This is a genomic window from Mycobacterium sp. IS-836, assembly GCF_001954275.1.
In the GTDB taxonomy this organism is placed as follows: Bacteria; Actinomycetota; Actinomycetes; order Mycobacteriales; family Mycobacteriaceae; genus Mycobacterium.
The window spans coordinates 25,678-39,757 of record NZ_MBEU01000059.1; the positions used below are offsets into that span (position 1 = coordinate 25,678).

The window sequence follows — 14,080 nt, forward strand, 5'->3', positions numbered from 1 at the left end:
GTGCGCACGGCGAACATTCGGTGAATGTGTTCCGGGAAGGTTAACGATCCCTCACAATGGATCCGTGACCGCGTCGACGCCCCATGCCATGGCGCAGTTGCTCGCAACCAGCCACACCTCGCTGATGCATGGCTGGGTTCCCCTCACGATCCAGCTCGCTGCCGGAGTCGTACTGGCGTTGGCCATCGGCTGGCGCTCCCGGCGCTGGCGAACCGTGTGGCTGCCGGCGGCCGGCTTGGCCGGCGGCGTCACGGCCTACGCGACGCACTGGTACATCGTCGACCGGGGCCTCTCCGACGAACCCGCACCCGCGGCGCTCTGGCTTTGGATCGCGTTGACGGGCATGGCCGCGGCGGTGCTGATCCTGGGCTGGCGCAGCGCGCACCGCTGGCGGCGCGGCGCAGCAGTCATGGCCGTGCCGCTGTGCCTGCTCAGCGCGGCGCTGGTGCTCAACCTGTGGGTGGGCTACTTCCCCACCGTGCAGTCCGCATGGAACCAGCTCACCTCCGGTCCGCTGCCCGATCAGACCGACAAGGCCACCGTCGCCGCGATGGCGAGCAAGGGAAACCGGCCCACGCACGGGAGCGTGGTCCCGGTCGTGATCCCGTCCGACGCCTCACATTTCAAGCACCGCGGGGAACTCGTCTATCTGCCGCCCGAGTGGTTCGCCAGTAACCCCCCGCCGCAGCTGCCGACCATCATGATGATCGGCGGGCAGTTCAACACCCCCGCGGACTGGACGCGCGCCGGCAACGCGATCAAGACGATCGACGACTTCGCGGCCACCCATCACGGCAAAGCCCCGGTGCTGGTATTCGTGGACTCCGGCGGCGCCTTCAACAACGACACCGAATGCGTCAACGGGGTTCGCGGTAACGCGGCCGATCACCTTACCAAAGACGTTGTGCCGTATATGGTCTCGAACTTCGGCGTCAGCCCCGCGCGGTCCAACTGGGGCATCGTGGGCTGGTCGATGGGCGGGACGTGCGCCGTGGACCTGACCGTCATGCACCCCGAAATGTTCAGCGCCTTCGTCGACGTCGCCGGTGACTTCTTCCCGAATGCGGGGACCAAGGCGCAGACCATCGCCAGGCTGTTCGGCGGAAACGCGACCGCATGGGCGGCATTCGATCCGACCACCGTGATCACCCGGCACGGCCACTACACCGACGTGGCCGGATGGTTCGCGATCTCCTCGGACGCCCCGCCGGCGCCGCGGCGCAACTTCGCGATCGCGGATGCCGGCTCGATACGTCTGGCCAGCCGCGACGCCGACGCCAACCCGAGCAACCAGACGGCGGCCGCGTATTCGCTGTGCGCGCTCGGCCGTGATCACGGCATCGACTGCGCCGTCCTCCCCCAGCCGGGCAAGCACGACTGGCCGTTCGCGGACCGGGTCTTCGCGTCCGCACTGCCGTGGTTGGCCGGACAGGTGGGCACCCCGGACGTCCCCCGGATTGCGTTGCCCGGCACCACCCCTCCCTCCGTCCATACCGGGCCGGCGGTCCCCGTCGAGCGTCCCGCCACCGCAATGAAGTAGCGGCCGGTGTCTGCGGTCGGGCGCGCACGTCGCGCACTGTTTGCGCGGCACTGCAATCCGTGGAGTGCGTGGACCCGCTGGGCGACCACACCGTTGACGCTGGTGCCGGCGTGGACGCGGCGCTGGAGCCACGCCGTGGTGCTGGCCGTGTGGCTGGCGCTCAACCCGTTCGTCTTCGGCAAGCCCGCGCACCAGCACGCCTGGTCGACGAGGGCGATGCTGGGCGAGGAGCTGTGGATCAGCCGCCGGCCCCGGGACGCCGCGATGTTCGTCAGCGCGCTCTCCTCCGCGGCCGCGCTCGGCGCCCTCATCTCGGCTCGCCGGCGCCGGTTGGTGCCGGCCGCCGTCGCAACCGCCGTGCAGATGGCGCTCACGTTGGTGTACTGGGCGCAGATGGTGCGCTATTTCGATCGCCAGCGCGCGACCGAAGTAACCTCTCAGGCATGCCCGACGAACCAATGACTCCCGCGGAGCCCGACCCCGGGTACGACGACGCGGGCGTGCCGACCTTCGAATACGTCCGCGAGAAGATCGAGACCCGTTACGGCACCTCGCAGGGCGCCGCAGAACTGGCCGCGGAAACTCCAGAGGGCCGCGACGTCGAGGAGCAATACGACGAGCGTCAGCGCGCCGCGGCCGAGCGGCTGGCGCAGATCCGCGAGTCGATGCACCCCGATGAGTGACGCCGCATCAACGATTTGAGCGTGCGCACCTTCACCATCGCCGAGCGACGGAACCGCCTGGCGCGCCGGCACTTTCTGTTGCCCACTGATCCGCGGCCGGTCACGCGGATCATCGCCGGGCTCGTCGCGGTACACGCGACCGACCCCGCGACTCCGTACCTGTCGCTGTGGGCCCGGTCCCCCGGTTTCGCCACCGCCGACCTCGATGTGGAGCTGTACGAGAGGCGCTCCGCGCTAAGGCATCTGGCGATGCGCCGGACACTGTGGATGGTGAACAGCGACGACCTGGCCATGATTCAGTCCGCGGCCAGCGACCGGGTCGCGGACAACGAACGCCGCCGGCTGGCCGCCGACGTCCACAAGGCCGGCCTGGCCGCGGACGGGGACCGCTGGCTCGAGCGGGCCTGCTCCGCGGTGTTGCGCCACCTGAATGATCACGGGCCGGCCACCAGCACCGAACTGCGGACCGCGCTGCCCGAACTGACCGGAACCTATGACCCGGCACCCGGAAAACGTTGGGGCGGACACATTCCCATTGCGCCGCGAGTTCTCACCGTGCTTTCGGCGCGCGGCGACATCGTGCGCGGACCCAACGACGGAACCTGGACCACGTCGCGGCCGCGGTGGGTCCACGCCGCCCAGTGGCTCGGCGCGCGGGACGAGGCCGTCGACGCCCAGGCCGAACTGATCCGGCGTTGGTTGCGCACCTTCGGCCCGGCCACCGCTGCCGACATCAAATGGTGGCTCGGCACCACGCTGACCGCGGTCCGAAAGGCGTTGGGCGACATCGGTGCCGTGCGGGTCGACGTGCACGGCAGTCCCGGCTACGCGCTCCCGGACGATCTCGAACCGGAACCGGACGTGGGGCCGTGGTGCGCGTTGTTGCCCGGCCTGGACGCCACCACGATGGGCTGGTTCGAACGGGAGTGGTACCTCGGCCCGCATCGCAGTCAGGTTTTCGACCGCAACGGCAACGCGGGCCCCACTGCGTGGTGGAACGGACGCATCGTCGGCGGCTGGTATCAGGACGACGGCGCCCGGGTGCGGTTGCAGCTCCTCGAGGATCCGGGCCAGCGCGCCCGGCGTGCCCTGCAGCGACGGGCCGACGAACTGACGTCCTGGCTGGACGGCGTGCGGATCAGCCCGCGCTTTCCGTCCCCGCTGTCCAAATCGGCGGGCCGCGAAACCTAAACGCCGACTTTGCGCCGCCGCCGCGATGCACTCGCGGGCGCGCGCCCACGGCCGACGACCTCGGCGAGAAACTTCCCGGTGTAGCTTTCCGGCACCGCGGCGATGTCCTCCGGGGTGCCCTCGGCGACGATGGTCCCGCCCTCGGCACCGCCCTCCGGACCCATGTCCACGATCCAGTCGGATGTCTTGATCACATCCAGGTTGTGCTCGATGACGATCACCGTATTGCCTTTGTCGACAAGGCCGTTGATCACGTTGAGCAGCTTGCGGATGTCGTCGAAATGCAGGCCGGTGGTCGGCTCGTCGAGGATGTAGATGGTGCGCCCGGTCGAACGCTTCTGTAATTCCGCGGCCAGCTTGACCCGCTGCGCCTCGCCGCCGGACAGCGTCGGTGCGGGCTGGCCGAGCCGCACATAGCCCAGGCCGACGTCGACCAGCGTGCGCAGATAGCGGTGAATGCCGGTGATCGGCTCGAAGAACTCCGCGGCCTCCTCGATCGACATGTCCAGTACTTCGGAGATGGTCTTGCCCTTGTAGTGCACCTCAAGGGTTTCCCGGTTGTACCGGGCGCCATGGCAGACCTCGCACGGCACGTACACGTCGGGCAGGAAGTTCATCTCGATCTTGATGGTGCCGTCGCCCGTGCACGCCTCGCAGCGACCGCCCTTGACGTTGAAGGAGAATCGGCCGGGCTGATAGCCGCGGACCTTCGCCTCGGTCGTGGCCGCGAACAGGGTGCGGATCTTGTCGAACACCCCGGTGTAAGTGGCCGGGTTGGATCGGGGTGTGCGCCCGATCGGCGACTGGTCCACCCGGACCAGCTTGTCCAAGCGATCCAGGCCGGTGACGCGGGTGTGCCGGCCCGGGACCTGCCGGGCGCCGTTGAGCCGGTTGGCCAGCACCGCCGCCAGGATGTCGTTGACGAGAGTCGACTTGCCGGAACCGGATACGCCGGTCACCGAGGTCAACACGCCAAGGGGGAACGACACGTCGATGTCGCGCAGGTTGTGCTCGCGGGCGCCGACGACGGTGAGCTGGCGGCGGCGGTCGACGGGACGCCGGATCGCCGGCATCTCGATGCTTTCCTTGCCCGACAGGTAGGCGCCGGTGATCGAAGCCTTGTTGGCCAGCAGCTCGCCGTAGGTGCCGCTGTGCACGATCTGGCCGCCGTGCTCGCCGGCGCCGGGGCCGATGTCGACCACCCAGTCGGCATGCGCGATGGTGTCCTCGTCATGCTCGACGACGATCAGTGTATTCCCCAGATCCCTTAGGCGCGTTAGTGTTTCGATGAGGCGACGATTGTCGCGCTGATGCAGCCCAATGGATGGCTCGTCGAGCACGTAGAGCACACCGACCAGACCGGAGCCGATCTGGGTGGCCAGCCGGATGCGTTGGGCCTCCCCGCCGGATAGCGTCGCAGCGGCGCGGGACAGGGAGAGGTACTCGAGCCCCACGTCGAGCAGAAAGCCCAGCCGCGACTGGATTTCCTTGAGCACCTGCCCGGCGATCGCCTGCTCGCGGTGACCGAGGGTGAGGCGCTGAAGAAAGTCCGCGCAGTCCGAGATGGACAGTTCACAGACCTCGGCGATGGACTTCACACCGCGGTCCCCCGCGGCCAGCGTCACCGCCAGGATCTCGGGCTTGAGCCGGGTGCCCTCGCACTCGGGGCAGGGCACGTCGCGCATGAAGCCCTCGTAGCGCTCCTTCATCTGCTCGGACTCGGTCTGGGCCATCTTGCGCTGCAGGAACGCGAGCACGCCTTCGAAATCGGCGTAGTACGAGCGGGTGCGGCCGTATCGGTTGCGGTAGCGCACATGCACCTGGTGGTCGGAGCCCTCCAGGATGGCCTTGCGGGCCTTGGCCGGCAGCTTGCGCCAGGGTGTGTCGACGTCGAATCCCAGCTCCTCGCCGAGCCCGGCCATCATCCGGGTGAAGTATTCGGCGGTGTGGCCGTTCGACCACGGCGCCACCGCGCCCTCGGCCAGGGTGCGATCCGGGTCGGGGACCACCAGGTCAGGGTCGACCTCCTTGCGGATGCCCAGGCCGACGCACTCCGGGCAGGCGCCGTAGGGCGAGTTGAACGAGAACGACCGCGGTTCCAGGTCGTCGACCGCGAGCGGATGTCCGTTGGGGCAGGCCAGCTTCTCCGAGAACCGCTGCTCGCGCGGGTGGCCGTGCTCGTCGTGATCGTCGGGGAACTCCAGCACGACGATGCCGTCGGCCAGGTTCAGCGCGGTTTCCACCGAGTCGGTGAGCCGCTGCTTGGCGGTGACCTTCACGGTGAGGCGGTCCACCACCACCTCGATGTCGTGCTTCTCCTGCTTCTTCAGCTTCGGCGGGTCGGTCAGCGGATGCACCACGCCGTCGACCCGGACCCGGCTGTAGCCCTGCGCGTTGAGCTTGTCGAAGAGGTCGGCGAACTCGCCCTTGCGGGTGCGCACCACCGGGGCGAGCACCAGGAATCGGGTGCCCTCCGGCATCGCCAGCACCTGGTCGACGATTTGCTGCGGCGTCTGCCGGGCGATCCGGTGGCCGCAGATGGGGCAATGCGGTGTGCCCGCGCGCGCGTACAGCAGCCGCAGGTAGTCGTAGACCTCGGTGATCGTCCCGACCGTCGACCGCGGGTTGCGGTTGGTCGACTTCTGGTCGATGGACACCGCCGGGGAGAGGCCCTCGATGAAGTCGACGTCCGGTTTGTCCATCTGGCCGAGGAATTGGCGTGCGTAGGCCGACAACGACTCGACGTAGCGGCGCTGCCCCTCGGCGAAAATCGTGTCGAAGGCCAGCGACGATTTGCCGGAGCCGGATAGCCCGGTGAACACGATCAGCGAGTCGCGCGGCAGGTCGAGGTCGACGCCGCGCAGGTTGTGCTCGCGGGCGCCCTTGACGATCAGGCGGTCAGCCACACTGTCCCTCTCGATGGAGCTCTTGCCAGTGCTTAAAGCGGTGAACGCGCACGGCGCATTCCATGCTATGTGCCCGCACCGACAAGTTTCGATTGACCAGTAACGTGGCGCACATGACTGCCGTGGATGACAACTACACCGGACACGTCGACCCTGGTACTGCGGCCCGCCGGACCCTACCCGGCGCCACGATTCTAAAGGCGTCGGTGGGACCGATGGACAACAACGCCTATCTGGTGACGTGTGCGGCGACCGGAGAAACCCTGCTGATCGACGCGGCCAACGACGCCGAGGTGCTGATGGACTTGATCCGCCGTTACGCCCCGGCGGTCTCGCTGATCGTGACCAGCCATCAGCACTTCGATCACTGGCAGGCGCTGGAGGCCGTCGCCACGGCCACCGGCGCGCCGACCGCGGCCAACGAGATCGACGCCGAAGCGCTGCCGGTCAAACCGGACCGTTTGCTGTCGGGCGGCGACACCGTGCAGATCGGCGAGCTCAGCTTCGACGTCATCCACCTGCGCGGGCACACGCCCGGATCGATCGCGCTGGCCCTCGACGGGCCCGCAACCGGCGGGGTCACCCAGTTGTTCACCGGCGACTGCCTGTTCCCCGGCGGCGTCGGCAAGACCTGGCAGCCCGGGGACTTCACCCAGCTGCTCGACGACGTCACCACCCGGGTATTCGACGTCTACGACGACTCCACCGTCATCTACCCGGGCCACGGCGACGACACGACACTAGGCGTGGAGCGACCGCACCTCGCCGAATGGCGGGCGCGCGGCTGGTGAATCCGCGCTCACGCTACACCCACCACTAGCGACGGAGTCGATCGGAGTCGAGCGTAGATAGGGTTTTTTGGCGTCGCTCATGCCATCCTGTCGACCATGACGGTTGTGCTTGTTCATGGAAATCCGGAGAACGACGCGATCTGGGGCCCACTAGTCGATGCACTAGGCGGTGACGATGTCGTGCGGTTGTCCCCGCCGGGCTTCGGCGCACCGCTGCCTGACGACTTCCCGGCCACTTACGTCGCCTACCGTGACTGGCTTGAGGGTGAGCTGGAGAAAATCGATGACCCAATCGACCTGGTCGGCCACGACTTCGGTGGAATCCACGTCGTCAACGCGATGATGCATCGGCCAGAACTGGTACGCACCTGGGCAACCGACGCGATCGGCATATTCAACCCCGACTACGTCTGGCACGACCTGGCCCAGGTCTGGCAGACGCCAGGCGAGGGCGAGCAGTTGGTCGACCTCATGATGAGCACACCCGTTGAAGATTGGGTCGCCCAGATTGCCGCGGTCGGAATGACCGCTGACATCGCGACCGCAGTAGCGCGTTCACATGGCCCGGAGATGGGCCGGGCGATCTTGATGCTGTACCGCTCAACAGGGCAGCCGGGCGCCATGGCCAAGAGCGGCGGAGGGTTAGAGCGGGCCAGTGCGCGGCCTGGCTTGTCGCTAATGTGCACCGCTGACACCTTCGTCGGATCGGAAGAAATCCGTCGCAGCGCGGCCGAACGGGCCGGAGCCCGCACGGAAGTGCTTGAAGGACTGGATCATTACTGGATGATCCAGGACCCGAAGGGCAGCGCTGCCGTACTCAAACAATTTTGGGAATCAGTAGGCTGAGCGCTCAGCGCGGCAACCCGTGCTGGTGTTGGTTTGCGCCATCTCGGTGGCGGATATTGCCGACAGATACCGCGGTTCCCGGGCGGCGTTGGCAAGACGTGGCAGCCCGGGGACTTCATCCAGTTGCTCGACGACGTCACGACCCGGGTGTTCGACGTGTACGACGACTCCACCGTCATCTACCCGGGCCACGGGGATGACACCGTGTTGGGCGCCGAACGCCCCCACCTCGCCGAGTGGCGCGAGCGCGGCTGGTAGACCGAACGAGCGGTTACGACGTGGTGTGCACGATCAACACGTCGACCTTGGCCCGACGCGAGACGTTGGCCGGCACCGATCCCAGCAGCCGGCCCGCGATGGTGCTCAGGCCGACGTTGCCGACGACCAGCAGGTCGGCCTTTTCGTCCTCGGCCAGCTTGACCAGCGCGTCCACCGGGGCACCGACGATGGGCTTCTCCTCGACGTTCTTGGCGCCGGCCTTGTGCGCCCGCTCCTTCGCGTCGTGCAGGATCGCGTAGATCGGGGCGGTGCCCGACACCTTGTAGCTTTCTTCTTTCAGGATGTCGGCGGCCCGGCCGTCCTCATGCTGGGGTAGATACGCCGACGCGATGATCAACTTGGCGCCGTCCCCGGCGATGGTGGCTGCTCTGTCCACCGCACGCATCGACGAGTCCGAGCCGTCGGTCCCGACCACCACAGTCCGATAGGCGCTCATTTACCCTCCCAGTGTCGGTTGCTACGCCAACCCCAGACAGTATCGCGTTGCCGGAGAAAGATGGGTCAGATTACCCACACACCGGTGGCGTGGCGCAACCCGCAAATTATCCCGCCACGCTGCGGCAACGGGCAATTTTTGCGGCCATAACGCTCGCGCTGCGGCATGCGGGGGACGGAAAGCATTGCATCGCAGACCTTCTCGTGAAATTCGGGTCGTGACCGCCGGTGACCTGGGCGGACGGGGCGCCGCCTGACTTACAGTGACATGCATCATGTCGATGCCCACCCTCGAGCAAGGCGCGTCGGACGTCGTTGACGAGTCTGCGCCCTCCCGCCGGCCCGGCCGGCTGCTCGACCCGTGGCTGGTAGGCGTCCTGGCCGCCGTCATCAGCGCCGCCTGGGCCTGCCGGCCCTCGCTCTGGTTCGACGAGGGGGCGACGATATCGGCGGCGGCCAGCCGAACCTTGCCCGAGCTGTGGAAACTGCTGGGGCACATCGACGCCGTGCACGGCCTGTATTACCTGCTGATGCACGGCTGGTTCGCGATATTTCCGCCGACCGAATTCTGGTCGCGGGTGCCCAGCGCCCTGGCGATCGGGGCCGCGGCCGCGGGGGTCACGGCGTTCAGCAAGCAACTCGTCCCGGGGCGTGCGACGGCACTCTGCGCCGGCGCCGTCTTCGCCATCTTGCCGCGCACCACGTGGGCGGGCATCGAGGCGCGCCCGTACGCCATGGCGGCCGCCGCCGCGGTGTGGCTGACCGTGCTGTTCGTCGCCGCGGTCCGGCGCAACACGCCGCGGTTGTGGCTGTGCTACGCGCTGGCGCTGATGCTGTCGATCCTGCTGAGCCTCAACCTGATCCTGTTGGTTCTGGTGTACGCGGCGATGCTGCCGCTCCTGGTTCCGAAGCGCTCCCGCAAGTCTCCAGTCATGTGGTGGGCGGTCAGCTCGGCCGTCGCCGTCGGCGTCATGACGCCGTTCCTCGTGTTCGCCCATGGCCAGGTGTACCAGGTCAACTGGATCTTTCCTGTCAGCTGGCACTACGCGTTCGACATCGTCCTGCGGCAGTACTTCGACCACAGCGTCCCGTTCGCGATTCTCACGGCGGTGCTCATCGTCGCGGCGGCCGTGGCGTGGCTGAGGGGCGCGCGGGGTCCCGCTGGCGACGTGCGTGCACTGCTGGTCATCTGCGGCGCGTGGATCGTCCTGCCCACCGCGCTCGTCGTCGTCTACTCGGCCGCCATCGAACCGATCTACTTTCCCCGCTACCTGATCCTCACCACGCCCGCGGTGGCCATGGTCATGGCCGTCTGCATCGTCACGCTCGCCCGCAAACCGTGGCCGATCGCAGCGGTGGTCCTGGCGTTCGCCGCCGCCGCGCTGCCGAATTACCTGTTCATCCAGCGCTGGCCGTATGCCAAGGAGGGCTGGGATTACAGCCAGGTGGCCGACCTGATCGAAGCCCATGCCGCCCCCGGGGACTGCCTGCTGGTCGACAACACGGTGCCCTGGCGGCCCGGTCCTATCCGCGCGGTCCTGGCCACCCGGCCCGCGGCCTTCCGGTCGGTGATCGACGTCGGGCGGGGTGCCTACGGGCCTAAGGTGGGCTGGCTGTGGGACGGCCACGTCGCGGTGTGGCTGACGACCGCCAAGATCAACAAATGCTCCGCCATCTGGACCATCACCAATAAGGACAAGTCGCTGCCCGATCACCAGGTCGGACAAGCGCTGCCCCCGGGGGTGTTCGGCCGCGCCCCGGCGTATCGATTCCCGAGCTACCTCGGCTTCCACATCGTCGAGCGTTGGCAATTCCACTACTCGCAGGTGGTCAAGTCGACGCGGTGACGGCGCGGCGATCGCCGCGCACCGCCACGTAGGACGCCGCGACACCGGCGCCGGTCAAGGCGGTGAAAACGGCGAACAGCCAACGGGCTTCCATCACGTCGCCGCCCCGCACCGCGTTGACCACGACGCCGGCCAGGCCGGCGCCGAATGCCGCGGAGACGAGCTGCACGGTGTTGATCGCCGCGGCCGCCGCCCCGCCTTCGGCCGGGTCGTCGACGGAATCCATTGCGCGCACCGACAAGTGGGGCCACGCCATGCCGATTCCGATCCCGGCCACCAGCAGGGCCAGCGTCCAGAGCGCGACGACCCCGGCCGACGCGTTGTCGCGCTGGGTGAATGCGCCCAGAGCCAGACCCGAGGCCACCACCACCGGCGCGACCGCGATGACCCGCCCGATCGCCCGGGGGTTCTCCAGCGATGCGCTGACGATTTCGCTGAACGTCCACCCGACCGCTAGCGCCGCGCCCAGGAACCCGGCCGCCACGGGGCTCAGATGCGCCAACCGCTGACCGAAGAGAGGCACGTAGGTGTCCACCATGGCGCCGAGCATCAGCGCACCCATGGCCAGGTAGATCCACTTCAACGGTCCGGGACCAAATACGCTGGGCGGCAACACCTTTGCGGGCATCCGCCAGTCGACGAGCACAAACAGTCCGACCAGCACGATCGCGACGGCGAGCAGCCCGGCGGTCGCGACGACGTCGTGCGGGATTTGGGCGACGCTGATCGCCAACGCGGCCGCCCCGATCAGCACCAGCGACCACACCGGCACCCTCATCACCGCCGCGGCACCGCCCGGGGCGCCCCTACCGGCGGCCAACGCGACCGGCACCAGCAGCGCCATCAGGGCGGTCACAATCGCCATCGCGACGAAAGCCCAACGCCACAAACCGAATTGCGCGAACAGCCCACCCGTCGCCGGCCCGACCACCGTGGCGACGCCCCACATGGCCGACACCAGCGCGGAGGCCCGGGTCCACAGCGCGCGCGGCAGCGCGGTGTTGATGACCGCATAACCAAGGCCGGCCAGCAAGCCCCCGGCCACGCCTTGCAGGGCGCGTCCCGCGATCAGGATTTCCATGCTGGGCGCCACACCACAGGCCAGGCTGGAGACGGCGAACACGGCCAGCCCCATCAGATACGACCTGCGCGCCCCGTAGCGCAGCAGCATCGGACCGACCATGGTCGCCGCGACCACCGACCCGACCAGGTACAGGGTCATCACCCAGGCGTACAGCCGGCTGCCGCCGATTTCGGCGACCGTATTGGGCAGCAGGCTGATGGTCAGAAACTCGTTGGTGGCGTACAGCGCTACCCCACCGGCCAGCACGACTGACGTCCCCAGGTAGCGGGCGCCCAGCAGCTCGCGCCAGCTGCCGGTGGTGGTGGCAGTGTGCGTCACTTGAGCCCGGCGGCGTCCATCCCGCGCAGTTCCTTTTTGAGGTCCGCGATCTCGTCGCGGAACCGCGCGGCCAGCTCGAACTGCAGGTCCCGGGCGGCGGCCATCATCTGCGCGGTGAGGTCCTTGATCAGGTCGGCCAGCTCCGCGCGCGGCATGTTAGTGGTGTCGCGACCCTCGAATACCCCGGCGCTGACCACCCGGCCCGGCTCGCCCTGCGCCCGCCGCCCGCGTGAGACGCTGCGCCCGGACCCGATTTCGACGGTTTCCGTGTCGTCGGCCTCGGAGTAGACCCGGTCGAGGATGTCGGCGATCTTCTTGCGCAGCGGCTTCGGGTCGATGCCGTTGGCCTCGTTGTAGGCGACCTGCTTGGCGCGGCGCCGTTCCGTCTCATCGATGGCCTCGCGCATCGAATCGGTGACGGTGTCGGCGTAGAGGTGCACTTCGCCGGAGACGTTGCGCGCGGCGCGGCCGATGGTCTGGATCAGGCTGCGCGTCGACCGCAGGAAGCCCTCCTTGTCGGCGTCGAGGATCGCAACCAGCGACACCTCGGGCAGGTCGAGGCCCTCGCGCAGCAGGTTGATGCCGACCAGCACGTCGTAGTCGCCGAGCCGCAGCTGGCGCAGCAGTTCTACCCGGCGCAGCGTGTCGACCTCGGAATGCAGATACCGCACCCGGATGCCCATCTCCAACAGGTAGTCGGTGAGGTCTTCGGCCATCTTCTTGGTCAGGGTGGTCACCAGCACCCGCTCGTCGACCGCGGTGCGCTTGCGGATTTCGCCGATGAGATCGTCGATCTGACCTTTCGTCGGCTTGACCGTGACCTTGGGGTCGACCAGCCCGGTGGGCCGGATCACCTGCTCGACGAACTCGCCCTGCGTCTGGCTCAGCTCGTACGGGCCTGGGGTGGCCGACAGGTACACCGTCTGCCCGATGCGGTCGGCGAACTCCTCCCAGGTCAGCGGGCGGTTGTCGCATGCCGACGGCAGCCGGAACCCGTACTCCACCAGGTTGCGCTTACGCGACATGTCGCCCTCGTACATGCCGCCGATCTGCGGCACGGTGACGTGCGATTCGTCGATGACGAGCAGGAAGTCCTCCGGGAAGTAGTCCAGCAGCGTCGCCGGCGGCGAGCCCGGCCCGCGGCCGTCGATGTGCCGCGAGTAGTTCTCGATGCCCGAGCAGAACCCGACCTGGCGCATCATCTCGATGTCGTAGTTGGTCCGCATCCGCAGCCGCTGGGCCTCCAGCAGCTTGCCCTGGCCTTCGAGTTCGGCGAGCCGCTCGGCCAGCTCCTCCTCGATCGTCGAGATCGCGTGCGCCATCCGCTCCGGCCCGGCCACATAGTGGGTGGCCGGAAAGATCCGCAACGAGTCGACCTTGCGGACCACGTCGCCGGTCAGCGGGTGCAGGTAGTACAGCTCCTCGATCTCGTCGCCGAAGAATTCGATGCGCAGCGCCAGCTCTTCGTAGGACGGGATGATCTCCACGGTGTCGCCGCGCACCCGGAACGAGCCGCGGGTGAAGGACAGGTCGTTTCGGGTGTACTGCACGTCGACCAGCAGCCGCAGCAGCGCGTCCCGGGGGACCTCGGTGCCGACCCGGAGTTCGACGGAGCGGTCCAGGTAGGACTGCGGTGTGCCCAGGCCGTAGATGCACGACACCGAGGCCACCACCACCACGTCCCGGCGCGACAGCAGCGACGACGTCGCGGAGTGCCGCAACCGCTCCACGTCGTCGTTGATCGAGCTGTCCTTCTCGATATAGGTGTCGGTCTGCGCGATGTACGCCTCCGGCTGGTAGTAGTCGTAGTACGACACGAAGTACTCGACTGCGTTGTGCGGCAACATCTCTCGCAGCTCGTTGGCCAACTGTGCGGCCAGCGTCTTGTTGGGCGCCATCACCAGGGTGGGCCGCTGCAACCGCTCGATGAGCCAGGCGGTGGTGGCCGATTTGCCGGTGCCGGTGGCGCCGAGCAGCACGACGTCGCGCTCCCCCGCCTTGATGCGCCGCTCCAGCTCGTCGATCGCGGCCGGCTGGTCGCCGGCCGGTGCGTGCGGGCTGACGACCTCGAAGCGGCCACCGACGCGCATGACCTCCTCGACGGCGCGGTATTCCGAATGCGCGACGACCGGATGCTCAGTGGCGAAAGCCATGCCACCA

11 protein-coding genes and 1 pseudogene are annotated in these 14,080 nt (G+C 68.0%); 8 read left to right on the forward strand and 4 right to left on the reverse strand.

Annotation, left to right across the window (positions count from 1 at the left end):
* Window positions 1-46: 46 nt before the first annotated feature.
* From A5747_RS16360 to A5747_RS16375, 4 genes are read left to right on the forward strand one after another with little or no spacing between them, the layout of a single operon-like run.
* Window positions 47-1,540, forward strand: a complete 1,494-nt coding sequence (locus A5747_RS16360; protein ID WP_369805117.1) for an alpha/beta hydrolase — start codon at window positions 47-49, stop codon at window positions 1,538-1,540.
* Window positions 1,541-1,546: 6 nt separating this feature from the next.
* On the forward strand, window positions 1,547-2,002 hold the full coding sequence (locus A5747_RS16365; protein WP_076126054.1) for a DUF6653 family protein: 456 nt from the start codon (window positions 1,547-1,549) through the stop codon (window positions 2,000-2,002).
* A complete protein-coding gene (locus A5747_RS16370; RefSeq protein WP_076126056.1) occupies window positions 1,984-2,223 on the forward strand; it encodes a hypothetical protein in 240 nt (79 codons plus the stop codon). Before A5747_RS16365 ends, A5747_RS16370 begins: the two co-directional genes overlap by 19 nt.
* 21 nt (window positions 2,224-2,244) lie before the next feature.
* Window positions 2,245-3,414 (forward strand): winged helix DNA-binding domain-containing protein, encoded by a 1,170-nt coding sequence (locus tag A5747_RS16375; protein ID WP_076126113.1) that lies wholly within the window; start codon window positions 2,245-2,247, stop codon window positions 3,412-3,414.
* Here A5747_RS16375 and uvrA read toward each other — a convergent pair.
* A complete protein-coding gene (gene uvrA, locus A5747_RS16380; RefSeq protein WP_076126058.1) occupies window positions 3,411-6,320 on the reverse strand; it encodes an excinuclease ABC subunit UvrA in 2,910 nt (969 codons plus the stop codon). The genes A5747_RS16375 and uvrA overlap by 4 nt on opposite strands.
* Before the next feature lie 113 nt (window positions 6,321-6,433).
* On the opposite strand from uvrA, the gene A5747_RS16385 reads away from it, so the two are divergent.
* The 3 genes and pseudogenes from A5747_RS16385 to A5747_RS16395 form a co-directional block, all read left to right on the forward strand.
* Complete coding sequence (locus A5747_RS16385) at window positions 6,434-7,111, forward strand: MBL fold metallo-hydrolase (protein WP_076126061.1); 678 nt, start codon at window positions 6,434-6,436, stop codon at window positions 7,109-7,111.
* 96 nt (window positions 7,112-7,207) lie between these two features.
* On the forward strand, window positions 7,208-7,957 hold the full coding sequence (locus A5747_RS16390; RefSeq protein ID WP_076126063.1) for an alpha/beta fold hydrolase: 750 nt from the start codon (window positions 7,208-7,210) through the stop codon (window positions 7,955-7,957).
* Window positions 7,958-8,215: pseudogene (locus A5747_RS16395) on the forward strand (MBL fold metallo-hydrolase); the annotation flags it as partial.
* Between the two features lie 13 nt (window positions 8,216-8,228).
* On the opposite strand, the gene A5747_RS16400 reads toward A5747_RS16395, so the two are convergent.
* A complete protein-coding gene (locus tag A5747_RS16400; RefSeq protein ID WP_076126065.1) occupies window positions 8,229-8,672 on the reverse strand; it encodes a universal stress protein in 444 nt (147 codons plus the stop codon).
* 274 nt (window positions 8,673-8,946) lie between these two features.
* Here A5747_RS16400 and A5747_RS16405 point away from each other — a divergent pair, with 274 nt between their 5' ends.
* Window positions 8,947-10,518, forward strand: a complete 1,572-nt coding sequence (locus A5747_RS16405) for a glycosyltransferase family 39 protein (protein ID WP_083700503.1) — start codon at window positions 8,947-8,949, stop codon at window positions 10,516-10,518.
* On the opposite strand, the gene A5747_RS16410 is transcribed toward A5747_RS16405, so the two are convergent.
* Together A5747_RS16410 and uvrB are read right to left on the reverse strand one after the other, a co-directional pair.
* Window positions 10,502-11,920: an MFS transporter gene (locus A5747_RS16410; RefSeq protein ID WP_076126070.1), complete on the reverse strand. Its 1,419-nt coding sequence runs from the start codon at window positions 11,918-11,920 to the stop codon at window positions 10,502-10,504. The genes A5747_RS16405 and A5747_RS16410 overlap by 17 nt on opposite strands.
* Window positions 11,917-14,073 carry an excinuclease ABC subunit UvrB gene (uvrB, locus tag A5747_RS16415; protein ID WP_076126072.1) on the reverse strand — a complete coding sequence of 719 codons (2,157 nt, stop codon included), beginning with the start codon at window positions 14,071-14,073 and terminating at the stop codon, window positions 11,917-11,919. The genes A5747_RS16410 and uvrB overlap by 4 nt, the downstream gene beginning before the upstream one ends.
* Window positions 14,074-14,080: the final 7 nt, after the last annotated feature.

Coding starts and splice junctions, on each gene's coding strand:
- A5747_RS16370 (WP_076126056.1), top strand. CDS start 1,984: ATGCCCGACGAACCAATGACTCCCGCGGAGCCCGACCCCGGGTACGAC.
- A5747_RS16385 (WP_076126061.1), top strand. CDS start 6,434: ATGACTGCCGTGGATGACAACTACACCGGACACGTCGACCCTGGTACT.
- A5747_RS16390 (WP_076126063.1), top strand. CDS start 7,208: ATGACGGTTGTGCTTGTTCATGGAAATCCGGAGAACGACGCGATCTGG.
- A5747_RS16400 (WP_076126065.1), bottom strand. CDS start 8,672: ATGAGCGCCTATCGGACTGTGGTGGTCGGGACCGACGGCTCGGACTCG.
- A5747_RS16405 (WP_083700503.1), top strand. CDS start 8,947: ATGTCGATGCCCACCCTCGAGCAAGGCGCGTCGGACGTCGTTGACGAG.
- uvrB (WP_076126072.1), bottom strand. CDS start 14,073: ATGGCTTTCGCCACTGAGCATCCGGTCGTCGCGCATTCGGAATACCGC.